Genomic DNA, 21,897 nt, shown 5'->3' on the forward strand with positions numbered 1-21,897 from the left:
ATCCGCTTTGGCATCATATCTAATATTCCGCTGAACTGATGACAGATGTACCGGAAGAAACCTCAAAATATATGTGCTCATCCGGTACATAGCCACCTTATTTAAATATTATAAACACGTTGTTACATGAATTAATTGAATTACTGAGCCGGTGCGCTAAATGCCTGGTTAATATCTACTCCATCAAAAGTAAAGCTTACTTCTTCTTCCAGTGCATCCGATTCAGTATCCAGCGATGCCATAATGACACTGTCCAGATTCACATCGCGCAGGATAATAGTCTGGTAACCAATACTCGATGTTGGATCTTCGTTTGTCACTTCGATATCAAAGTACGTGTCTACACCCGTCTTCATGTAATCCAGCATCATCTGACGGAAGCGGGAAGTCATATAAAAGATGGTCATGGTACCGGATCCTGACCAACCTGTTGCTTTATGCTGCACTCCGCGGCGTCCCAGCGTTTTCACTTCGGCTTTTTGCTTTTCTACGGTAGCTTCGAGCGTTTTGATATAAAACATTTCCTCTACCTGGTTATTGATTGTTGCAAACGCACGGCCTTCCTGGCCGGAAATGGTATCTTTCGCTTTTAGAAATGTCATCTTAAACCACCTTCACTTTCATGTATACTTTTTCAACGGAATCTACAGGTTGTACATTTACTTCTACTACAATGCTATCCACTTCATTACCTGCAGTTACACTAATATCCGACTGAGCATCAAAGTTCTGTACTGCTCCAATGTTTTGCAGATCTGTCAGATACGCTACACACTGTGAACGGAACAAGCTGCGTCCATCTGTATTGTTATTCACTTTACCAATAAAATACGATTCAAAAATACGCTTAAGGTCATTGGCAATACTATCGAGTACACGCACCACACGGTTTTTGGCAAAATGGCGTGCTTTTTCCGGCGTATAGGACACGAATGTATTGATATCCTGTTCCACTACAGCGCGGTCGCTGCTAGCTGTAAATACAAACTCCCCTTTTTGCAAAGCTGCCTCTGTCTCGGTATGAGTGAGCTTCCCATTAACATCTACAGCATCGTCATAAGCGCTATAGGTCAGGGATGCGTTAACAGCAGCACCGGCAGTTGCACCTGTTACCCAGGCTACACTCTGTTTTGCATCCAGTACTGTACCATCACTCAACACCACACCGTTTTTCACGCTGATTACACCTTCATGATCAGCATTAGGGTAGTTGGCAAGCACAGCCTGTACCTTTTTGCCCTCATTGCTGCGCAGACGTTTGATGTATGCAGCATATACCGATTTCAGGGAAGCATCATCCGAGATCAAACCGACTGTCTGGAATTCCAGTGCTTCAAGCTTTTCCAGATATGCGGTATGATCCGCATTGGTTGCCAGCGCACTTGTACCTCCAGCCAGTGGAGCACCCGCAGTCGGTACAGGTGTCCCCTTACCACTGAAGACAACATAGGTATTGCTCGCCAGCTCTTCTACTGTACTTACTGTCTGCTTATCGACCACAGCACCTTCCAGCAGCGTTGTTACATCAAACTGTGTTTCATTGTTAATATTCGTTTCTACTACGATTGTCAACTGATTGCCTCTTGTACCACTATATTTGGCTGTTGCTGTCAGCGGCTCTACTTTTACAGAAGCAGGTGTACCATCATTTAGACGGTATACAATGAGCTTTTGTGCACGCTTGAGCGCTTCACGAATCAGTAGCATTTGTGGAGAAGTATAGTCATAACCAAGAGTCTGCAGCGTATTGTCTCCAGCAACAATGGTAAACATCTTCTTGGGTGCTCCCCAATCAAGGTTCAATGCCAAACTTGCCGTGCCACGCTCACCCAGTGTCCCAGGGAGTTTACCCTCAGATACAAAGTTAATATATACACCAGGGCGAATTTTATTTTGTGTTGTATAAGTTCCTCCAGCCATTTAATTGGCCTCCTTATTCATAAATTGATGTAGCAGAGATGTTGCTTGTTCAATCGTGTACGGTTTGTCTTCTTCCAGCAGCCCGGATAGTACATCCTTTTCAAGCTGAGTGAATTTTGTTGATTGCATAAATTGCTCTTTTCGGTATGAACCGACAGCAGCTTGTTCAGCCATTGTTTCTCTCTCCTTTGATATACGTTTGCTCTACCTTTAAATTGTCTCCATCTGCTACTTTACATGGGAAGCAGGGGATACATGTTGGTCCATTGTACTCATCAGTACACCTGAAGCCGGCGGGCGAACAGTGCGTACCGGATAGTTGACCCGGATTCGGGGAATACCGTCATCCGTATCCCACCGTAATTCACTGGCCCGGCACAAATCTTCGCCAGTCCCGATAGTCTCAAGCGCTTCAAATAGTTGTTCAACCTGCTCATCCGCATAATGTTCAGCTGCTGGAACGTACCGAATCTCTAACGTGTACACACGTACAAATCGATCACTACGCTCACGCGTAAAGTCTACTGAAACCAAGCGATACTCCAACCTCGGCTGCTTTGGCTCTGGCTTTTCTGCCCGTTCAAACGGAATGTCTGGAAACTTCTCATGCAGTGATAATTGCACATAGGTGACAACCTCCTGTGCATTCATGTTTCTTCCTCCTTTACCGAGAAGGACGCTCACCTCCTTCGGTTATTACTTACGGAATCAAGATAAGGAAACTTTGCACCACCAATGTAAAGACTCATTATGTGGAATATTTTTATCCCTGTGGTGTTCCTTGTTTCTTCATTTCCGATAATACAATCTTACACCGGATTTCTCCTAACGGAGACGGTGCTATGGACGAAAAAAGGACGGTTATCGGTTGAGTTTGGAGGTAGAAAAGCGGTAAAAAGACGCCGGAATTGGATCAGTCCTGCAGCAGCGCCATTTCAGACATTTCCAGCCTGTATGTCCCGCCATAACATACCTATTCAGCAGCCTTTGTATAGATCAATCCTTTACCATCTGTTCCTGCGCCAGTACAGAAGCAGTATATGCTTCCACCCCTATATCCGCAAACCGTACAAAAAAAAGCCTGCCCGCAGGCAGACTTTGATGTATATCCCCTATTTCCCATTGTCGACAACTACCACTACTGCTCCGTCGGAGACGAATTGAGAAACACACTAGAGAACAGATAGGAAATCATCGCAAATACCGGAATGCTCCATAGCAGCAACGGCGAGCTGAACCATGCCGGCAGCGGCATCCACAGCATAATTGCCCAGCTGACGATAATGCCTATTCCATTAAATAGAAGAAACTGCAGCGGCATTCGCTGAATATTCAAGCGTAGCCAGCGGTTCAGCGGCGCGAGAACGACCAGCGAATAACCGAACAGCGGTACAAAGAGCAGCAGCAATACCACCAGCTGCGAACGTATTCCCATTTCCGAGACGAGCACGGTGTTTTGCAAAGCAAAGTTAAGATAGATCGAGCTTAGACCGCTGACGAGCAGAGAGACGACCGTACTGTCAAACAGCCAGGCTTTGTATACATGCTGTAATCTGAACCGGTCGGCTGCCGCTGGGACGGCAGATCTCCTCGCGGTATTTAATTCCCTTTTCACAAAATCAGAGCTCCTGTTCCTTGGCTTATATTGGATGATCGCCTGCAGTTGTCTGATGGCTATCCGATATTCTATGTACAGCGATAATCCGCATGAGTATAAACGCCTACTATTTTACCATAAAATAACATAAAATAGCGGTCGATACCATAAATTATCTTCTTCTACCCTTATTTCTTCCTGTTATGCGATCATACCACATCATTATGAATTACCTGTGAAAGTTCTAACCGAATCAGCAGACAAAAAAAGCTGCCCGGATCAGCGGGCAGCTCGGCAGTCATAAATCAATCCTGTTTTACTATTCCTTTTTGGTCAATAAAAACGTACCCAGTAACGCTACGCATATAATAGCCGGAATACGCAAATCATGAGGCAAGAACTTAGTTACCCATAACGCAGTAAAAATAGTGGAAATGGCCAAATAACCAAGCCACTCCTTGGAATCTATATTTTTTTTATTTAAAAATAAATTTATATATCCTATTGGAGGGGTAACAATCGATAGAATTATAATGACCATTGGACGTAGATACCATTTTTTTTTCATTTTCCCTCCGCTAGTTCCATACCTGTCTTAAATTTGTGTTTTATAACAATACAGCACTTATTGCACGAGCAATAATATCTGCGATCCAACCTGGTATGCCCAAGTGCACGATTGCTTGCGACAATGCGTCTTCAATACTGCCACTAAAATCAGTAACTACATCTAGAGCTTTAATGAGTGCTTCGACTTTTACTACGGCAATAATTTTATTTTTCATTGATTGACTTACAGGTAGATATCCTACAGCTTTTGATATAGCATTGTCAATCTTTGTCTTTCCTGCTTTTAGAGCAGCTTTGATTCCTTTGATAGTCCAGCCGACTTTTCCTTGCTCAGCATTTCCTCCGACATGTCCTTGACCTCCAAGAGGTGGTACAACCGGTGCAGGTGAGTTATTATATGTGGCAGAACTCACCGAAGTAGCATTTGCTGAAGCGGAATAAGGAGAAACTATAGAAAATAGTAAAGCTGTTGCTGCCACACTAACCGTCACTTTTTTGATCAAATTCGAATTCAAGTCATTTCCTCCCAAATATGTAATTTTTATTACTTTAACAATATACATGCTCTGGGATGTCGAAGTAAGGCTTATTTTGTTGTTTATTTTTTTGATCAAAAAGACCTATAAAAACGATTACTATCATTCCTCTATAAAAACTCACCAGCGAATTAACAAGGGAAAAGCTGCCTGTGTGAACAGACAGCTTACAAAGAATAATTGAATTATTCCTTTCACCATAACCTATCAGGAAGTGCTGCAGGAAGCTTCTGCCCGGCGGGTACGCTTCTTCTGCGGCATCAGCTCATCCAATCGGATCATGCCGGTATCGGCCAGGGCGAGAGCCATTTTGTAAAAGGCACGGGCACGGATCTTGACGTAGGTGTCTTTGCTGATCGGTGGATCGAACAGATAGCTGTATACTTTATAATCGAAAATATCATCATGCTTGAGATAGCGCTCGCGTACGAGCAGCTGCTCCCGCTCATTCAGCCGTTCCACGATCGCCTCCACACGCTCGCAGTAAGCGCGGCGTGCAGCAGGAGTATCTACATTATAAATGGCTGCACCTGCCGTCGGATCTCCGGACACATTGGTCGGTCCGTGCATTCTTGCTTCATATGAAGCTGTAAGCGAAGTCTCTCTCATCTCAAACGTAATCGTCTTGTAAATACGGTATTTCTCAAAAACAGCTTCTACAGCAGCGCGTGTCTGTCGGCGGTCCAGCTCGGGCAGGGAAATCATCGGGTTCATTGTACAACACTCCTCGGATGTAATATATTAGGTAAAGAAAATCAACGGTATACGTAATACAGCGATACAACAGTCGTGGCAGCTTCAGCCGCCGCTCGTCTCCATCTGGCATTTCTAATTTTGCCTTTTGGCAACGATATTGGATATATAACCTGTTCATTCCTGATTTAACCACTAAAAATTCCATATTTTTGTTAATGTTCGTATTTTGTTCGCATTTCGTATTCCTAAGATACCATGCTGACAGGCTCTTCGTAAAATCCGGTTTAAGGTCATTTTCACCTCTTAATCGTTCATTATCTCCATTATTCTCTTCACCATGTGCCTTTTGGCAAAGAAAGGATTTCCATTGTTTACCTAATGGCAATATTGGGGTATAGTACATATATACGTTTTGACTTCTTGTGTCATGTTATGAACGATTGGTGTTCACAGTGCCTATAGAAAGGGTGTTTTGTCGGTGGATAATTCTTCATTTGGCAGTTATTTGAAGCAAATACGTGAGCAGAAGAACTGGAGTATTAACCAACTGGCAGACCTCGCCGGCATCAGCACTTCACAAATCTCACGAATCGAAAATGGCAAACGCGGTGTACCCAAGCCGCAGACGATTGAGAAAATCGCCAGGGCGCTCGGTGTCCCGTATGCGGAAATGATGGACCGGGCCGGATACCTGCGACCCGAGGAGAATCAGCAGACTCCGGAGTGGGCGAATGCACGGGACAGACGTGATTTCAAAAAAATGTTAGAGGAAGATGGTGAATTGATGTTTGACGGTGTTCCGCTGGATGATGAAGACAAGCAGCGGATCAAGGATGTGTTGACCGGGTTATTCTGGGAAGCCAAGCAGATGAACAAACGCAAGCCGGTTGCCCCGGATGATCGCCGCAAACGTTCCTGAGACATCGTCGCCCATGCAGACGACTGTACCTGCAGTCTCTGCTCTACCGGCAGTTGGAGATTACAGCTGCACCTATAACGCCAAACGCTTACGAGGTGATTGTACCGATGGATGATACTGCAGCTCATCTGGTCCACAAGTATAAGACAAACTGCCCTTTTGAAATTGCTGAAGCGCTCGGCATACATATTCGCTACATGGATCTCGGCAAGTCCACCAAAGGACTGTACTACAAAAAACTCCGGCGGCGCTTCATTGTAATTAATCAGGGCTTATCCGATCAGTGGCAGCGATTTGTGTGTGCGCACGAATTAGGTCACGATCGGCTTCACAAAGGATTGAGCCGCTTTTTCCTGGAGGAACATTCTTACTTCTGGCCGGGCAAGCTGGAAAGGCAGGCGAATTCGTTTGCCATTACCCTGCTGACGGCTGGACAGGAACAGCGTGCAGGTGAGACGCTGGAAGCTTTTGCGATGCGCACAGGCATCCCCCGGGAAATGCTATATTTTTTTAACCTCTGACCGAACATATGTTTGTTTCATTCCTGCACTTCGATTTGTTTGGTTCACATACTTCTGCTGCACAGCAAAAAGGAACGGCCTGGTAAAGCCGTTCCTTTTTGGCATGTTCATAAAGTGTGCAAATGATGCTCTAACGCGGCTGGACACAGCAGAGTAATTGCAGACTAGCCCGACAGTTTGGGCAGGAAGACAATTCCGGCGATGATCAGTGTCAGAATAATGCATACATTCTCGACAGCAGAACCTTTTTTGGTTCCTGTGCTCATCAGGTTGAAGCGCAGCTTCCATTTCAGCGGCGGCAGCAGGCGGACGCCGCGGTTGGTCAGTGAATCGGCCAGCAGATGCAGCAGATAGGAGACGCCCCCGGCAACCCAGATGCTGGAGCCCAGATGAGCTGTGGTGCCATAGAGCAGCGCTGTCCAGGCGGCGGTGCCATAGATCGTATGCGTCAGCCCGCGGTGCGGCAGGAAAGTACAGATAATCAGCAGACTACCGCCCATATAGTTCCATGGAGCAATCTCGCGTCCATAGATAATAATGCCGACACCGATCAGGAACATGACCACTTTGCGCAGCGACCGGGTCGGCAAAAAGGCGACAAACACTATCGCTACCGCTATGCCGATATCCCATGGCATGCCGAATATCCCTTTCCACAGAATCCAGACGACAGAGGCAAGCATAATCGTCTGCAAAATGCGCAGAATCGGCTCGGACAGTGTCTTGGATACGAGGATTGAATTAGGCTCGTCAATATCGGGTAATAATGAACTGACGGCAGCGGCCACTACAGCAGCCGAAGTCACAGGAACGCCGGCCATCGTCATGAGCGATACCGTCAGACCTGTACTGATAATAAAGTGGGATTTGCCCATCATAAGCGTGTTCTTCCTTTCAGATTGCTTGCGCGTTGATCGTGTTGTAGGAGTGACTATGCCTCATGCGGCACAGGTGATATCCGTTCGGCAGAACGATTTGTAAATGAACTGTTTTTATTATCAACTCAATGTTAAATTTTGGATATCATGTGCTGTGGCTCGCTGAATTATAGTATGGTAATGATAGAAACAGCTTATTATCCGCCCGTCTGATCCATGACTTTCAAGAGCCCTGTTCGGCTCCTTACTAAGGAGAATGATTGATATGAGACGATCCAATAAATGGCTTCCGGTCCTGCTCTGCAGTCTGTTGTCCGGTTCTTTGCTGACCGGGTGCAGCTCTGACATGCTGGCCGGCAGCAGAGCAGATCATACCAAAGGCTACAGTGCGTCCGTCAAATCGGTGCAGGTCATCCAGCCGCAGCGCACTTCGGTGAGGGTGACGCCTTCTCCGGAAGCCCATGATCCGATTTTGCCGGAACAGCTGGCCGATGTGCTGCTGCAGGGCAATTATGAACTGGTCTATTCCCAGACCTCGCCGGAATTCAAGCGCGAAGTCTCTTGGCAGGCATTTGTCGATACCGTGCAGTCCCTGAACAGCAGAGTCGAGCGTTATGTACCGGTCACGGAGCAGCATTATGAAGATTCCCTGCGCAAAGTATGGGTCGACAGTCATAACAGCCGCCAGATTAGCGCCCTCTTCGCCGAAAATCATGCGGATTACCCTGACTACACCATTCTCGGTATGCAGATGCAGCAGCTGCACATCCATTAGACAGACATACAGCATTATATGGAACTGAACTATTATAGCACATATGTTCGTGTAAATAAAAACAAAGAAGGCGGATGATGACATGTAGATGCCATATCCGCCTTCTTTGTTTTTGCCTGTCTTCCCTGCCAACTGCCGCTGCAGGCAGTATCAGGCTTCCGCTGCATCCGATCCGGCCTGCTCCATCTGCTGCAGACGCTCCATAATCCGGCGCTTGCGGTACAGTGTACGACCGACTTCGGTCAGACTTTCCAGTGAGTTTTTATTAACAAAAGAGCCGAAGACGATCCCGGCAATCGGTACGGCCTGGAACAACTTGCGCCAGCCAAAGTTATCACGGTACGTCATAATTACTTCACGCCAGCCCTGAATCTGGGAGAAGACCTCTTTGCCTGTATCCCCTTTTTCAAAATCCGCCAGTTCTTCCAGTACCGCCTTTTTGCCGACCACATCCGAGGAAGCGAACTGCAGACATTTCAGGATAAACAGCCGCTCTTTGGGATCGGAAGGATAATACCCGTAGCACAGGGCAATCTCTTGCAGTGCCTTGAGCGAGATGCCGATCATCGCCGGAATATCCGCTGCAATCGTAAAGATACCGCCTACTCCCGACGCGGCTCCCTCCAGCGCTGCCAGATTGGAACGGCTTCTGGAGATTTCCAGAGCCGTATTATCCATCACCTTGAGCGGCAGCTGGGCCACATCGCGCGGAGTCAATTCCGCTTCTTCCTGGCCATTTGCTTTGGCCAGACGCTGCATAATTCCTTTGGGGGAGACGAGATATTTGCCGCCATTTTGAATAAAGCGTCCCAGCTCATTGAGCGCTGTTCCGATCTTGTCCCGGATAAATTTGGGGGTCAGACGATCCAGCAGCATAAATGGAATCCGGCCGATTTTATCCAGAATCGAGCTTCCTCTCTGATCATTCTCCCATTTGGCGATCTGCTGCAGTTCCTGTTCCAGTTCTGTACGGCTCTCCTGTGTATGCATCCCATCGACTCCTCACTGTTGATATGTATGTGTATTCCATACGCTGGTGCTTCTGTCTCTGTGTATATGTATTATACCCGATTCAATCGGTTTCATGACAACACGGTCTATGTTTGTGCGGCGACCGCCGAATCAGGCCAAGACCGGCCTATGCCGGAAGTGACTATCTTGGCATCATCTTCTTCTAAAATGAAAAAGCCGCGGAGCATCTGCCCGCGTCTATAGGTATAAGGTTATGTTGGATATCCCTGCTCACACAGGGAGTACAGCCGCGTGCAGAGCACGTACCGGCTGTCAGATCATCTGTGCAGAATCTTTGGTTGTATCCTGAGTCTCACGGTTGTCACGTACAGGCACATAAGTGACCCGATCAATCAGCAATCCATTGCCAACGGGCTCTCCGTTTACTGTAATGGTGATTTTTTTGAAATTGGGATCAAAGTTAGTATCGTACATATTGTTCACTCCTCGAATGTTATAATAGAAATAGTCGTATATGGATTCCATTTACAATGGATAAAAAGGCGTTAATCCGGTGTATAGCAGGTTACAGAAAATCAGATGCCGTTCAGATGGCAGGTGAAAATTCGCCGCTGGTCCTCCAGGACATGTATTTATTACCCTGTGCAATGACCTGTTAAACAGTTGTCTGCCAAAAATCCAGATTCATCAAGTGAGCACAGGCTGTTTACCTGCCTGGCTGCTGCCCTTTTGATTCATCCATTTTATTAAGAAAGTGCATCATCGCTGCCCTTTCATACGTAAACCTTGTAGACTGTACTGAATCAGCGTCCATGCAAAATTCAGTGTTGTGGTTAATATACAGTTAGGATACCTGTCTCCAAGCAACCGCTCCACAGTAAGGAGGAATTTATGTGAAATTCAAGTCCCGCTACCTGCAGACCGGTCTGATCGCGGTACTCGTTCTGTCCGGACTAACAGCCGCCCAGCCTTCTGTTCACGCCGGCTGGTGGGAAGACTATAAAAATGGTGTCAAAAGCTTCACCAGCCTGCCCGAGGAAGTCAATGAACTCAAACAGGGTTACAGCAATGCGATGAACCAGCTGGATCAGGCGCAGACCAGCATCGAAGCCTACCGGGAGGAAAATGCCCGGCTGGCCGAGCAGAACCAGCTGCTCGCGCAGACGATCCAGCAGCTGCAGCAGTCCGAAGCCGAACGTGCGGCAAGCGCCCGCTTCTGGAAAACGATCGTCTTCTCGGCGATCGGGCTTGTAGTCCTGTGGTTTGTTTTCACCCGTCTCGTCCGGTTTGGACTGCGCCGCCGTTAAGCTACGGCGGCTCTTTATTTATATGCTTATTATGGGATAAAGGAGGTTCTCTCTTGCAACTGGAATGGCAGCAATCCACGCATCCCCCTGTCTCCGGACAGGCGGTTACTGTAGCATTATCCGATCAGGAGAAGCTCCATATGCTTCACCCTGGACAAATTATCGCGTATGACGGCCCTTCCGGCGGACGGCATGACCGACTGATGGATGTCAAAGGCATGTACCGCAAACGCAATCTGATCCGGGCTGACTTTACCGGTCCGTGCCGGTTTGTCGCCTCCCTGCCGCCCGGATTTAACATGATCCCAATTACGATCGAGCCAGGCAGCGATCTGCTGTATGATTTTCGCCATTTGTTCTATTATACGGAAGGCATCACTATGCAGACACGGCTGCTCAAACTCAAAAACATCCTTATCACCCGGGATGTGGTCAAAGTGAAATTTGGCGGTCAGGGAGAGATTGGACTGCTCACCCAGGGAACTGTCATGGAGATGAAGCTGCATCCATCCACTCCGATCTATGTGGATGCGCGCAGCCTGCTCGCCTATCCGGAAAATGCCACCCTCAAGCTGAGCGTCTACGGCAATCATCTGGCCAGCCAGCATATGCACTACCAGTGGGCCATAACCGGCAGCGGCTCCATTCTGATCCAGAGCGGCCATGATAACGGTGAACTGGCAGAGCATCTGAACGATGACAGTCTGTTCCGGCGCATCCTGCGCGAAGTGATTCCGTTCGGCGGCATTTTTATCAAATAAGGATCGATTCGGTAGCATTTTTAACAGACCCCTATTTATACTGATCCATACCTAATTCACATCACAAAATCTTTGTACTAAAAAACCCTCCTTATCACTCAATCGGATAAGGAGGGTTTTGTGTTGAGAAAGGTTCAATAACCGGCTTCTTTCTAACCACTTACCGGCCGATTTGTTCGTTCAGAACGGCATTTTAAATAGCTTTCCTTTGCGTACGACTGCCGGATAATCCATTCCTCTTACCGTCTGTGCAATCGGTCAGCGTGAACCTTCTGCTGTCAGGATATCCTGCTCCAGATTCGGAGCAGCCAGATCCGCTTTCAGATAGGTCTCATCGGTCGGCAGCAGCAGGTTGAACTGCTCGCTGCTGCACAGCGTGATTTTGCAGTTCTCCACGGCAAAGTCGAGCACATGTCCGCCACCGTTGCGGGCATCATTAATAAAGTGCAGATGATAACCTGCGACACCAATTCCCTGGGCAAATGCCGGTGTCCAGAACCCGGCGATAATCCCTTTCACATTTTTGAAATGGAAAGACGGCTGGGACTTGGTGACTTCCACGAATGGTTTGTACGGTTTCTCCTGATGCGGAACCGTACGGGTATGCACTTCGCGGAACTGTCCTTCGATCCGGATCGCATGGAACACGTTCGGGCTGGAGATCAGTCCGTCCAGTACCTTTTCCAGCTCTTCCCGGGTCATGGTCCGGTTGAACTCATGCGTCTGCTGGGCTTCGAAAAAAGTCACGGTAGAGAACGGTGTGCTCTCTTCCAGCAGCACCCGTTTGGCTGTGCCGTTCGGATACAGATGGTAGAACGATCCGTCAAAAGCGATCATCTCTCCATCCAGCTGGTGAAAAGTACCGATCCCGAAATCGCCGTACTGCTTGAGTTCTCCGAATGTGATTGCACCGTCATACAGTCCGCTCAATAGGGCAACCATCGTCGAAGCTTGATAGACTACAGGGTTTTTCATGATATTTCTCTCCTTTTATAGGTCCGTTCCATAGGTGTACTGTCAGGTATTTTTCTCGTCCGATCAGTTCATGGCATCCGGCAGCAGTTTGGCGCCGAGCTTGATGTTGTCTTTGTAATCGATAGGAATATCCACAACGACAGGTCCCTGCTGGGCAAGCGCCTGACGCAGCACCTCTTCAAGCTCGCCTGGATGATGAACACGCAGACCGACCGCACCGAAGCTCTCCGCATATTTCACAATATCCACATCTCCGAAATGAACACCCGAGGTGCGGCCGTATTTCATTTCCTGCTGGAAAGCGACCATATCATAGGTACCGTCATTCCATACGATGTGGACGAGCGGAGACTGTAGGCGTACCGCGGTTTCCAGTTCCATCGAGGAGAACAGGAAGCCTCCATCACCAGAGATGGATACGACTTTCTCATGTGGATTGACCAGTGCAGCGGCAATCGCCCATGGCAGTGCGACGCCCAGTGTCTGCATACCATTACTGAACAGCAGACGGCGCGGTTCATACGAACGGAAGTAACGGGCCATCCAGATATAGTGGGAACCCACATCACAGGTAACGGTCACCTGATCATTGATCAGCTTGCGCAGGGTACGGATAAAGTACAGCGGATGCACGCGCCCTTCTTCCGCAGACGTGATCGCAATATCGTCCTGGGTCAATCGGTTCTGCTGGCGGCGCATGGCATTGCGGGCTTCAGTGGAGAAGCGCAGCCCTTTCAGCAGCGGAGTCAGTGCATTAACGTTCATCGCAATATCCCCGATCAGCTCGCCGGCTGGCTGGTAATCCTGGTCAATATCGGCTTTGCGGTTGTCCAGATGGAAGACAAGGCGATTATCGCCCTTGTTCCACAAGTACGGATCATATTCGATCGGATCATAGCCGATGGTGAGCACCAGATCAGACTGCTGCAGCAGAATATCACCCGGCTGGTTGCTGAACAGACCAACGCGGCCATAGAAATGATCTTCCAGATCACGCGAGATCGCTCCGGCAGCCTGGAACGTCTCTACGACCGGCAGATCGGTATCACGAATCAGCTCACGTACCGCAGCGGTTACCGCCGGAGAGCTCGCCTTCATACCGAGCAGCAGAACCGGCATTTTCGCCTGGCGAATCTGCTCAGCCACGGATGAGATCAGTTCGGTGGGAGCCGTTCCCAGCTGAGGCATCCGTGTATTATGGAAATGAAACTCGCTTGCTTCCTGCAGCAGCACATCGGTAGGTAGACTGACAAAGGCTGCACCCGGCTGGGAAGCGGAAGCTTCACGGAACGCATTGGTAATCGCTTCGGCGACGTTATCGGGATGTCCGACTTCGACGCTGTATTTGGTTACCGGCTGGAACAGACCGGCATTATCCATTGATTGGTGGGTCCGCTTCAGACTGGCTGTACGCGGAACGGCACCGGCAAGTGCCACGACAGGATCACTCTCTGCATTGGCAGTGACCAGACCGGTTACGAGGTTGGATGCACCAGGACCGGATGTTACCAGACATACACCGGGTTTGCCGGTCAGTCTGCCGATCGCTGCCGCCATAAAAGCAGCATTTTGTTCATGTCGGCACACGATCAGCTGTGGACCACGGTCCTGCAGTACATCGAATACCGGGTCAATTTTGGCACCGGGAATACCGAATACATATTTAACATCCTGGGCAATCAGGGTATCCACGACCATATCGGCCCCTGTCTTTGCTTTCGGTGTGGCGGCAGCCGCCATTTCATTGCTGGAATCAGAAGTCTGTGCATCGGAAGATTGGGCAGTTGGGATCATCATATTCTCTCTCTCTGTTCGGGTAGTCGTACTCATTCTATCCATCTCCTTTTTTTGGTGTGCGTATGTTATTTTTCTGTAATTACATGTAAATATGGAAAAGAGTACATATCTATTCTATTACCATAAAAAGTAAAATCAACCCTTAAAATTTGAAATATCTACTGAAAACGATAACAAAATGACCATAGTCCCGAAATAGCTATCAATTTCTTATTACGCTATTCATGTAGCGTTTTCATGCATGATTTTGCCCGTTCATGCCGGAATAAAGCCGATATTCCAATCTTTAGAATTTAAAAATATGTATAAAACAGCATATTACCATCATGTTCCAGTCTACATTGTTTATAAAAACTATAGCGCTTACCCAATAACAAAGAATCAATGAACGACACTCCAGCGGAGCAGCAGTATAAGCCAACTGGATACCAAACACAAAAAACGCCCTACTTTTCATATCATTCGAAAAGTAAGGCGCTTGCTTTGATTTTATTCACATTGGGGAAAAAACGGCTTATGATTTCCAGAGTTCAAAACGAGGCTCGACCAGCTTGTTCAGCATTTTGTACTGCTTCTGGTCAATGTAGGCCATCAGCAGATGCTGACCGAGTGCCATATAGACAAACTGCCGCTCTCCGCCGCGCCGCATATCCAGCTGAATTACCCGGTCAAAAAACGTCTTGTCTGCCCATTCATGGTAATACCGGATATCCCATTCGACTTTCTCTCCATGATACAGGAAAGAGAATAACACCTGCTCTTTCTCGTGATCGAGGCAGCTGCGGATAAACTTCATATCCAGCTGATCTCCGGTCATCGCCACCATACGTTCGGCCAGCTGAGTATATAGATCCGTGTTCTCAATTGCCTGCAGATCGACGTACCAGAGCTGATCCGAAGGATAGACGCATTCATGATCCGTACATATCTGTTCTCCGAGTGAAATCAGCAGATTGGTATATGGCCGCTCCTCATACCAGGACAGTGAATTGCCAGCGATTACCTGCTGCATCTCCACCTCGGCATTCAGTACAATGCCTGCCTCTTGCAGCTTATTCCACTGCTCTGCTAACGGAATCGTTTTATTGCGAAAAAAACTGATCATTATTAATCTCCTCTCTGTTATACATTCCTCAGATTGGCATTGTTTAACGGCCTTTTTCGTCGCGCTTCAACCATTCTTTCGCATTTACGTTCACATCTATTTTGCATAGTTATTTTTGGTCTGTAATAAGGGTACATCAGGTAACTGCCATTTCTGCTCGTCTGCTAGATGCCTTGTTTCCAATATGGTGTATACGGATACTTTACGTATCACAGAGCATATTTCAGTGTAACAGGATCGTACCTGCAAAATCCTGAGTCTAAAGACTCCGTTATTCAAAATTTGAAGATATTTGTCATAATCGGCATACGTGATTGCGCAATTAATAGTCTTTACTACCCATTATATTTACAATTGAAAAGGGTGTCGACCTATCTTTTAACTAATTTCCTTGAGTAAAATGCTTAAATACTAACTTTTTAAATACTTTCGACTTTTTCTGAGGATAACCAGTAAATTGTATCTATACAGGCATGACTTTGTGCCTTGAGTATTAAATAGCGTCCCGATCTAAATAAAAAGGATATCATTATCAAGATGAACGATCAACAACTGCAGCACAAATAGCCACCCGCTGTATTAGATACAGTGGATGGCTGTGGGAAACGTACTTTTGGGGGCTGTTGGACCGACTGTGTTTATACCGAAAACAGCTGTGAAAAACAGAAACAGAATAGAACCTGTCAGATGATTGAGCACAAGATCATGTTCCGGTTATCGGATCAGTTGTTGGCATTTTCCTCGCGTTCGCGCTGGACATGAGGCGGTATGTCCTCGCTGGCGCAGGCATCCCAGGCTGCATCGATAATCCGATCGAATTCATCGTCATTTTCCTCGATAACGGTCTCCAGGGCTTCGATCTCTTCTTCCTTGCCGGATTCATTGAGGAAATGCAGGCTGTAATCCCAGTCTGTTCCCCGTTTGGAGAACAGGGTGATTTCATAAGGTTCTGCATGACCTTCGACTTCCAGTTCGACTTTGCCGATATAGCCTTTTTCCGGTTCTTCCATCTTCTCCAGCTGAGCGCGGCGAATGGTAATATTCATGGGTGAATCTCCTTTATGGTTAGTTAGTTTGATATAAGCGAGTGGTTAAGGCGATAGTGCCTGATGTATGGCTGCTTGCGGTCAGGTTGGTGCTATCGCTGTCTGCTTTAAAATAACATGAATGGGGAGTGCTTGCCAATGGATATAGGGAGGTTAGTCATCATTCACTCCAGAAAGGAATAAGGACACGTCCTCCGGTTAAGCCTGGAGATCCTTTAATTATTGGGAGGGAAATGAGGTTCTCCAAGCTTAAAGCAGTAAGATATTTTGCTGCGCAAAAGTCACTTTTTATTGCACTCCGCGTTTGAACTGCCAAACGCTTAAAGATCATCCGTTATCCTTATTTCCTTTCTTCCGTTCCGCTAATATTGCATACACCTGTTTGGTTCTTTATTTCGGCGATTGTATGAGTTGTATGTTCAAGTATATATTCGCAGCTGGCTTTATCTGAATGATACGCTACTATTATTTTAAATGTCTGATTTACTGGTCTTGTACCAGTTCAACTTATGCAACTCTTTTAGGGTGACTGTAGGAACGAAAAATTGATAATCCAATTTTCTCGTTAACTGACCTATCATAAAATCTCCATCTTCAGTTTGTTGGATTTTCCAGTGCTGACTGGCAAAAGCTGCTCCTTGTTCGATCAGCTTCATTGCCTGATCCCAGGTATAGGTTTCATCAACTTCAATTCTCTCGGTAATGTATGTTTGATAAGCAATAATTTGTTTTTCATCGCCAGCATTTCTCGATTCAGAGTCATAAACCAGTTTGAAAAGTAAACCATTCAAGTCATTTTCCAGATAGGTTTGTACAAATTCATCAGAAACAAAAATTTTAAGTGGTAGCTCAGGAATCCGAAAAATATGTCTTTTAGCAGAACCCCTTAAAAGCTTATGTTTGAAAACATGATTATCATATCTTTGAAGTAATTTTAAGATTCTAATTCTTTTTGGTATAGCCAAACTATGATCAATATAATCATCTATATTGAGTATATTGCATATAAAAAAGTTATGGTCAGGATGAGTCACAGGTAGAAATTCAACCTGCTCTCCAATTAAAGGTTGGAATATCTCTACTACTTTTTGACTGAATAGAGGTAGTCCATATATGAAGTTTGCAAAATCGGAATATAGACCTTCTAAATACGTTTTTAATTCTATGCCTGGCCAGTCAATGACTTTCTCTCCTATACAAAATAGATCTATTAATTCTTCTATTTTTTCAGCAGTCTCTAATTCATCGATACTTAATGTTTCATCCATAATCGCAATGCTCCAAATTTTCATTCCTGTCCTTCTTTCTTTAGAATATAAATTCCAAAAGTAGTATACCGGGATTACGACTCATCAGGTTAAATTTTTGTTTGAATAAAAAAGATTCCATCTCGCTTAAAATCAGTACTCTATCTTTATAAAATTCATGCTTAAATTTTCTACATCCCAGCCAGTTTTTCATCTATAAAATCGTTTCCTTCTCCTGAATCCAAAATAAAACATTTTCCTAGTTTATTGGCTTCTTGTTCAACAAACTCGAAATACTCATCTTTGATCAAGAAGTTGGTCAAGCAGCATATGCTGTTCTGCCCCTATGTATTGGAGTTATTTGATACGATTGGCGAATATGCCAGCTACCTGAATCAACAGGATATCTGGTATTTCTGGTGGGATTGATTTCTGTTAAATAGAGCGGCAGCTCTGTACGGCAGCGATCCTCTACTGGCATAATTTACCCTAGCAATCATGCTTGAATATGCTATACTGATGAAGCGGTTTTTACAGCCGCATCCTGAACAGAAGAAAGTCCGTGGTTGTCCTGATTGGAACTACTATTTATATCATCGGTATAAATGAAGGTTCTGTGCAGTACGACGCGGGAGAGGTTCGCGAACTCCCTCTATAAAAAACTAAAACCGCCTCATTGCAGGTGCCTTTTGAATAGATTATCCATCATGAGCTGGACACCGCCTCTGCCGGAGAACGCTTTGTTCCCGTAAGATCGCGAAGCTGTCTACTGTGGATACATCATTTAAAATGCCGCAATCGCAGGTTTGTTTTTGCTTGAGCATTTTGTATACATCCGGGTCTATTTATGCATAATTGATTTTCCCTCATAAGATGCTGCAAAATGCCACTATAGATCAAGTTCATGGAACTCTCTTCTTCCCAAAGGACAACAGAAATCACGTTTGACCAGGAATATGTATCCTGCCTGATGATAAACGGCTATTGCCGGATCGTCTTGTTGTGCAGCAGATACCATTTCAGGCCCGGCTATATTTTCTGATATCCCCTGATGGAAATGGAGAGATTTTTTATGCTTAAAAATGAAAAAGCGGTTGTCGTATTCAGCGGCGGCCAGGATAGTACAACCTGCCTGTTCTGGGCCAAACAGACTTTTGCCGAGGTGGAAGTCGTTACTTTTAACTACGGGCAGCGCCATAGCGCCGAGATCGAAGTCGCCAAGCAAATCGCGGAGGAACAGGGTGTACAGCAGACGATTCTGGATATGAGCCTGCTGAACCAGCTCGCTCCCAATGCCCTGACCCGTTCGGATATCGAGATTACCGAGGAAGAAGGACAGCTGCCAAGCACGTTCGTCGATGGACGGAATCTGCTGTTCCTGAGCTTCGCGGCCGTTATGGCCAAGCAAAAGGGCGCACGTCATATCATCACGGGCGTATGCGAGACGGACTTCAGCGGCTATCCGGACTGCCGTGATATTTTCGTCAAATCCATGAATGTCACGCTCAATCTGTCGATGGACTATGACTTTGTCATTCATACACCGCTAATGTGGCTGGACAAGTCGGAGACGTGGAAGATGGCAGACGAACTGGGCGCTTTTCAATATATTCGCGAGAACACACTCACCTGCTACAACGGCATCATCGGCGATGGCTGCGGAGAATGCCCGGCGTGCAAACTGCGCAAGGCAGGACTGGATAAATACATGCAAGAACGCACAGCCACCCCGGCTGCAGGCCGCATCATGATCGAGCTGGATGACACGGATACGTCTGCGACAGCTCCGCAAGGAGGCCAGCGATGAACCAGCCCGGACCATTTCGCATCGTAGAGAAACTGCAGCAGTATGGCACCGATATCCAGCATGAGCAGCTCCGCTACCATCGCAAGCGGGTGCTCGTTAACAAGGAATTCACGTTCGATGCAGCCCATCATCTGCATGCCTATGAAGGCAAATGCATGAACCTGCATGGACATACGTATAGAGTTATTTTTGGCATTAGCGGCATCCCGTCCACCAATGGCATTGTGATCGACTTTGGCGATATCAAGAATATCTGGAAAGAGCGTATCGAGCCGTATCTGGATCATCGCTACCTGAATGAGACGCTGCCGCCAATGAATACCACTGCCGAGAATATGGTCGTCTGGCTGTATGAACAGATGGAACAGGCGCTGCAAAGCGACCCTTACTGTAACCAGATTCAGGGCGGACGCACCGAATTCGTCCAGCTGTACGAGACACCGACGAGCTACGCTGAAGCCAGACGGGAGTGGATGGAATCATGAGCCGAATGCTCACCGACAACCCCGCCGATATGATGGTCGAACCGATAAACAGTAAGGAAGAGTCAAATAATACAAATGACCCGGCTGGCCGCGAAAATGAGCAATTCCGTCGCGGCAATGAATCTGCCGGTACGCCAGTCCGCCCTACAGCCACTATACCGGTACTGGAGATCTTCGGACCGACCGTCCAGGGCGAAGGCATGGTCATCGGGCAAAAAACGATGTTCGTGCGCACCGCAGGCTGCGACTACCGATGCAGCTGGTGCGACTCGGCTTTCACCTGGGATGGCAGTGCCAAAGACCAGATCCGCAAGTTGAGCGCACAGGATGTATACGATGAGCTCAAAGCTATCGGTGGTGACCGTTTCAACCATGTCACTATCTCCGGCGGCAATCCGGCACTGCTGGGTTCGATCGGCGAACTCGTACAGCTGCTCCGTCAGGACGGCATCCGTACCGCTGTCGAGACACAGGGCTCCCGCTGGCAGGACTGGCTGCTCGATATCAACGACGTCACCATTTCCCCCAAGCCGCCAAGCTCGGGTATGGAGACCAACTTCGAGATACTCGACAACATCATCCGCAAACTGCGCCAGAACCAGATCAACCAGATGATGCAGGACATTATCTATGCCGACTCGGATGAGCAGGCTCCGGTCGACCAGTCGATCAGCCTCAAAGTCGTTATTTTCGACGAAGCCGATCTAAAATACGCCGAACAGGTACACAAACGCTACCCGAACGTACCGTTCTACATGCAAACCGGCAACCCGGACGTCACCAGCGCAGACGAGAACATCGCTTCTTCCCTGCTGCACCGCTACGAATGGCTGATCGACCAGGCGATGGACATCCCCGCCTTCAACGACGCCCGCATCCTGCCACAGCTGCACACCCTCGTATGGGGCAACAAACGCGGCGTGTAAGAGAAGTTGTCCTTTGATTTCAGTAATAAATGAACATGCTGTGATAAGCAGCCGTATTCAATAGAAGGCCAGTAGCCGAATCTACTGTCATCCCAATACCCTCATGCCAGCCGCAGGCTTGAAGATCTTTTTTGTTAATGTACTTTATTTTAATGTGTGCAAATGAACTGCACGCTCCAGCGGAGAGGATGAAATTGCTCTAAAGGCCGCCTTTAAGCCCGGATATTTACTGCTGCAAGCAGTCATTTCAAAAATATCCGGGCTTACCAGCGGCCGACAGAGCAATCTCATCCTCGCAGCGCTGCTGCTCTCCATGCACACTAAAATCCCACTGTAAAAAAGGAGATTCCCATATGTCAGGAAGACAACAAGACGAAATGCAGGACCTTACCCTGCTCGGCAACCAGGGCACCAAATACACATTCGAGTACGACCCGAGCATCCTGGAGAGCTTTGACAACAAACACCCGTACCGTGATTACTTTGTCAAATTCAACTGCCCGGAATTCACCAGCCTCTGCCCGATTACCGGCCAGCCGGACTTTGCGACCATCTATATCAGCTATATCCCCGACGTGAAAATGGTGGAAAGCAAATCGCTCAAGCTGTACCTGTTCAGCTTCCGCAATCATGGCGATTTCCACGAGGACTGCATGAACATCATCCTCAACGATCTGGTGAAGCTGATGGACCCGCGCTATATCGAAGTATGGGGCAAATTCACCCCGCGCGGCGGCATCTCCATTGACCCGTATACCAACTATGGCAAGCCGGGCACCAAATATGAGCAAATGGCCGAGCATCGCATGATGAACCATGATATGTATCCGGAGACGATCGATAACCGTTAATATCAATCCCTCCAGGAAGAAATAGGGACCTTTTCTCCAGGTTTGAAGCCGTAGGATATTGGCTTTTTGCAAAATCATTTTGTATTGAACCCCGCGTTCGAACTGCCAAACGCTTGAAGGTCACCTTTAAAATAAAAGCTCACGATCCCCACTGCTTGGTGAGGATCGTGAGCTTTTTTGTCATGATGATGAGCTGGATAGGAATC

Annotated in this window: 26 protein-coding genes and 1 riboswitch; of the genes, 10 read left to right on the top strand and 16 right to left on the bottom strand. The window is 47.2% G+C overall.

Features of this window, described 5'->3' with window-relative positions:
- Positions 1-140: 140 nt before the first annotated feature.
- From WH45_RS04070 to WH45_RS04100, 8 genes are all read right to left on the bottom strand, one after another.
- Positions 141-602, bottom strand: a complete 462-nt coding sequence (locus WH45_RS04070) for a phage tail tube protein (protein WP_046213123.1) — start codon at positions 600-602, stop codon at positions 141-143.
- 1 nt (position 603) lies between these two features.
- Positions 604-1,920, bottom strand: coding sequence for a phage tail sheath family protein (locus tag WH45_RS04075; RefSeq protein ID WP_046213124.1), 1,317 nt, complete (start codon positions 1,918-1,920; stop codon positions 604-606).
- Positions 1,921-2,094 (bottom strand): YqzN/YkzM domain-containing protein, encoded by a 174-nt coding sequence (locus tag WH45_RS23710; protein WP_200897654.1) that lies wholly within the window; start codon positions 2,092-2,094, stop codon positions 1,921-1,923.
- 54 nt (positions 2,095-2,148) lie between these two features.
- Positions 2,149-2,571, bottom strand: coding sequence for a phage tail terminator family protein (locus tag WH45_RS04080; protein ID WP_046213125.1), 423 nt, complete (start codon positions 2,569-2,571; stop codon positions 2,149-2,151).
- Between the two features lie 487 nt (positions 2,572-3,058).
- Positions 3,059-3,535 (bottom strand): hypothetical protein, encoded by a 477-nt coding sequence (locus WH45_RS04085; RefSeq protein WP_046213126.1) that lies wholly within the window; start codon positions 3,533-3,535, stop codon positions 3,059-3,061.
- Positions 3,536-3,836: 301 nt separating this feature from the next.
- Entirely contained in the window at positions 3,837-4,085 is a 249-nt protein-coding gene (locus WH45_RS04090) for a hypothetical protein (RefSeq protein ID WP_046213127.1), read from the bottom strand.
- 40 nt (positions 4,086-4,125) lie between these two features.
- Entirely contained in the window at positions 4,126-4,602 is a 477-nt protein-coding gene (locus WH45_RS04095) for a hypothetical protein (RefSeq protein ID WP_046213128.1), read from the bottom strand.
- Between the two features lie 228 nt (positions 4,603-4,830).
- Positions 4,831-5,337, bottom strand: a complete 507-nt coding sequence (locus WH45_RS04100; RefSeq protein ID WP_046213129.1) for an ArpU family phage packaging/lysis transcriptional regulator — start codon at positions 5,335-5,337, stop codon at positions 4,831-4,833.
- Positions 5,338-5,797: 460 nt separating this feature from the next.
- On the opposite strand from WH45_RS04100, the gene WH45_RS04105 reads away from it, so the two are divergent.
- A complete protein-coding gene (locus WH45_RS04105) occupies positions 5,798-6,238 on the top strand; it encodes a helix-turn-helix domain-containing protein (protein WP_046213130.1) in 441 nt (146 codons plus the stop codon).
- A gap of 107 nt (positions 6,239-6,345) precedes the next feature.
- The gene (locus WH45_RS04110) at positions 6,346-6,759 is read left to right on the top strand and encodes an ImmA/IrrE family metallo-endopeptidase (protein WP_046213131.1); all 414 of its coding nucleotides are present in this window, start codon (positions 6,346-6,348) and stop codon (positions 6,757-6,759) included.
- 164 nt (positions 6,760-6,923) lie between these two features.
- On the opposite strand, the gene WH45_RS04115 is transcribed toward WH45_RS04110, so the two are convergent.
- The gene (locus tag WH45_RS04115; protein WP_046213132.1) at positions 6,924-7,637 is read right to left on the bottom strand and encodes a metal-dependent hydrolase; all 714 of its coding nucleotides are present in this window, start codon (positions 7,635-7,637) and stop codon (positions 6,924-6,926) included.
- Positions 7,638-7,902: 265 nt separating this feature from the next.
- Here WH45_RS04115 and WH45_RS04120 point away from each other — a divergent pair, with 265 nt between their 5' ends.
- Positions 7,903-8,412 carry a hypothetical protein gene (locus WH45_RS04120; RefSeq protein WP_046213133.1) on the top strand — a complete coding sequence of 170 codons (510 nt, stop codon included), beginning with the start codon at positions 7,903-7,905 and terminating at the stop codon, positions 8,410-8,412.
- A 150-nt stretch (positions 8,413-8,562) separates the two neighbouring features.
- On the opposite strand, the gene WH45_RS04125 is transcribed toward WH45_RS04120, so the two are convergent.
- On the bottom strand, positions 8,563-9,402 hold the full coding sequence (locus tag WH45_RS04125; RefSeq protein ID WP_046213134.1) for an EcsC family protein: 840 nt from the start codon (positions 9,400-9,402) through the stop codon (positions 8,563-8,565).
- A gap of 294 nt (positions 9,403-9,696) precedes the next feature.
- Entirely contained in the window at positions 9,697-9,858 is a 162-nt protein-coding gene (locus WH45_RS23715) for a hypothetical protein (protein ID WP_200897655.1), read from the bottom strand.
- A 419-nt stretch (positions 9,859-10,277) separates the two neighbouring features.
- Between WH45_RS23715 and WH45_RS04130 the strand changes: the two genes are divergently transcribed.
- Entirely contained in the window at positions 10,278-10,691 is a 414-nt protein-coding gene (locus WH45_RS04130) for an MreC domain-containing protein (RefSeq protein WP_046213135.1), read from the top strand.
- Between the two features lie 59 nt (positions 10,692-10,750).
- Positions 10,751-11,452: an AIM24 family protein gene (locus WH45_RS04135; RefSeq protein ID WP_046213308.1), complete on the top strand. Its 702-nt coding sequence runs from the start codon at positions 10,751-10,753 to the stop codon at positions 11,450-11,452.
- Between the two features lie 258 nt (positions 11,453-11,710).
- On the opposite strand, the gene budA is transcribed toward WH45_RS04135, so the two are convergent.
- From budA to WH45_RS04160, 5 genes are all read right to left on the bottom strand, one after another.
- Positions 11,711-12,427, bottom strand: a complete 717-nt coding sequence (budA, locus tag WH45_RS04140; protein WP_046213136.1) for an acetolactate decarboxylase — start codon at positions 12,425-12,427, stop codon at positions 11,711-11,713.
- Positions 12,428-12,490: 63 nt separating this feature from the next.
- A complete protein-coding gene (alsS, locus tag WH45_RS04145) occupies positions 12,491-14,167 on the bottom strand; it encodes an acetolactate synthase AlsS (RefSeq protein ID WP_046213309.1) in 1,677 nt (558 codons plus the stop codon).
- A 571-nt stretch (positions 14,168-14,738) separates the two neighbouring features.
- Complete coding sequence (locus WH45_RS04150; RefSeq protein WP_046213137.1) at positions 14,739-15,329, bottom strand: hypothetical protein; 591 nt, start codon at positions 15,327-15,329, stop codon at positions 14,739-14,741.
- Between the two features lie 722 nt (positions 15,330-16,051).
- Positions 16,052-16,375 (bottom strand): hypothetical protein, encoded by a 324-nt coding sequence (locus WH45_RS04155; protein WP_046213138.1) that lies wholly within the window; start codon positions 16,373-16,375, stop codon positions 16,052-16,054.
- A 470-nt stretch (positions 16,376-16,845) separates the two neighbouring features.
- Positions 16,846-17,667, bottom strand: coding sequence for an imm11 family protein (locus tag WH45_RS04160; protein ID WP_046213139.1), 822 nt, complete (start codon positions 17,665-17,667; stop codon positions 16,846-16,848).
- A 270-nt stretch (positions 17,668-17,937) separates the two neighbouring features.
- Between WH45_RS04160 and WH45_RS24195 the strand changes: the two genes are divergently transcribed.
- From WH45_RS24195 to queF, 5 genes are all read left to right on the top strand, one after another.
- Entirely contained in the window at positions 17,938-18,051 is a 114-nt protein-coding gene (locus WH45_RS24195) for a DUF4253 domain-containing protein (RefSeq protein ID WP_407668012.1), read from the top strand.
- A gap of 199 nt (positions 18,052-18,250) precedes the next feature.
- A riboswitch (PreQ1 riboswitch) is annotated at positions 18,251-18,294 on the top strand.
- A gap of 400 nt (positions 18,295-18,694) precedes the next feature.
- Positions 18,695-19,429, top strand: a complete 735-nt coding sequence (gene queC, locus WH45_RS04165) for a 7-cyano-7-deazaguanine synthase QueC (RefSeq protein WP_046213140.1) — start codon at positions 18,695-18,697, stop codon at positions 19,427-19,429.
- Positions 19,426-19,914 (top strand): 6-carboxytetrahydropterin synthase QueD, encoded by a 489-nt coding sequence (queD, locus tag WH45_RS04170; RefSeq protein WP_046213141.1) that lies wholly within the window; start codon positions 19,426-19,428, stop codon positions 19,912-19,914. The genes queC and queD overlap by 4 nt, the downstream gene beginning before the upstream one ends.
- Positions 19,911-20,840, top strand: a complete 930-nt coding sequence (gene queE, locus WH45_RS04175; RefSeq protein ID WP_152663477.1) for a 7-carboxy-7-deazaguanine synthase QueE — start codon at positions 19,911-19,913, stop codon at positions 20,838-20,840. Before queD ends, queE begins: the two co-directional genes overlap by 4 nt.
- A gap of 353 nt (positions 20,841-21,193) precedes the next feature.
- Positions 21,194-21,691, top strand: a complete 498-nt coding sequence (gene queF, locus WH45_RS04180; RefSeq protein WP_017812795.1) for a preQ(1) synthase — start codon at positions 21,194-21,196, stop codon at positions 21,689-21,691.
- Positions 21,692-21,897 lie beyond the last annotated feature (206 nt).

The organism is Paenibacillus wulumuqiensis, from assembly GCF_000971965.1.
In the GTDB taxonomy this organism is placed as follows: domain Bacteria; phylum Bacillota; class Bacilli; order Paenibacillales; family Paenibacillaceae; genus Saccharibacillus; species Saccharibacillus wulumuqiensis.

Excerpts from the sequence above, each read along its gene's own strand:
- WH45_RS23715 (WP_200897655.1), bottom strand. The coding sequence starts at position 9,858 with ATGTACGATACTAACTTTGATCCCAATTTCAAAAAAATCACCATTACA.
- WH45_RS04110 (WP_046213131.1), top strand. The coding sequence starts at position 6,346 with ATGGATGATACTGCAGCTCATCTGGTCCACAAGTATAAGACAAACTGC.
- queF (WP_017812795.1), top strand. The coding sequence starts at position 21,194 with ATGTCAGGAAGACAACAAGACGAAATGCAGGACCTTACCCTGCTCGGC.
- WH45_RS04075 (WP_046213124.1), bottom strand. The coding sequence starts at position 1,920 with ATGGCTGGAGGAACTTATACAACACAAAATAAAATTCGCCCTGGTGTA.
- WH45_RS04150 (WP_046213137.1), bottom strand. The coding sequence starts at position 15,329 with ATGATCAGTTTTTTTCGCAATAAAACGATTCCGTTAGCAGAGCAGTGG.
- WH45_RS04160 (WP_046213139.1), bottom strand. The coding sequence starts at position 17,667 with ATGAAAATTTGGAGCATTGCGATTATGGATGAAACATTAAGTATCGAT.
- WH45_RS04100 (WP_046213129.1), bottom strand. The coding sequence starts at position 5,337 with ATGAACCCGATGATTTCCCTGCCCGAGCTGGACCGCCGACAGACACGC.
- WH45_RS04115 (WP_046213132.1), bottom strand. The coding sequence starts at position 7,637 with ATGATGGGCAAATCCCACTTTATTATCAGTACAGGTCTGACGGTATCG.
- WH45_RS04090 (WP_046213127.1), bottom strand. The coding sequence starts at position 4,085 with ATGAAAAAAAAATGGTATCTACGTCCAATGGTCATTATAATTCTATCG.
- WH45_RS23710 (WP_200897654.1), bottom strand. The coding sequence starts at position 2,094 with ATGGCTGAACAAGCTGCTGTCGGTTCATACCGAAAAGAGCAATTTATG.
- WH45_RS04125 (WP_046213134.1), bottom strand. The coding sequence starts at position 9,402 with ATGCATACACAGGAGAGCCGTACAGAACTGGAACAGGAACTGCAGCAG.
- WH45_RS04155 (WP_046213138.1), bottom strand. The coding sequence starts at position 16,375 with ATGAATATTACCATTCGCCGCGCTCAGCTGGAGAAGATGGAAGAACCG.
- queD (WP_046213141.1), top strand. The coding sequence starts at position 19,426 with ATGAACCAGCCCGGACCATTTCGCATCGTAGAGAAACTGCAGCAGTAT.
- WH45_RS04080 (WP_046213125.1), bottom strand. The coding sequence starts at position 2,571 with ATGAATGCACAGGAGGTTGTCACCTATGTGCAATTATCACTGCATGAG.
- queC (WP_046213140.1), top strand. The coding sequence starts at position 18,695 with ATGCTTAAAAATGAAAAAGCGGTTGTCGTATTCAGCGGCGGCCAGGAT.
- budA (WP_046213136.1), bottom strand. The coding sequence starts at position 12,427 with ATGAAAAACCCTGTAGTCTATCAAGCTTCGACGATGGTTGCCCTATTG.
- WH45_RS04120 (WP_046213133.1), top strand. The coding sequence starts at position 7,903 with ATGAGACGATCCAATAAATGGCTTCCGGTCCTGCTCTGCAGTCTGTTG.
- WH45_RS04070 (WP_046213123.1), bottom strand. The coding sequence starts at position 602 with ATGACATTTCTAAAAGCGAAAGATACCATTTCCGGCCAGGAAGGCCGT.
- alsS (WP_046213309.1), bottom strand. The coding sequence starts at position 14,167 with ATGGCGGCTGCCGCCACACCGAAAGCAAAGACAGGGGCCGATATGGTC.
- queE (WP_152663477.1), top strand. The coding sequence starts at position 19,911 with ATGAGCCGAATGCTCACCGACAACCCCGCCGATATGATGGTCGAACCG.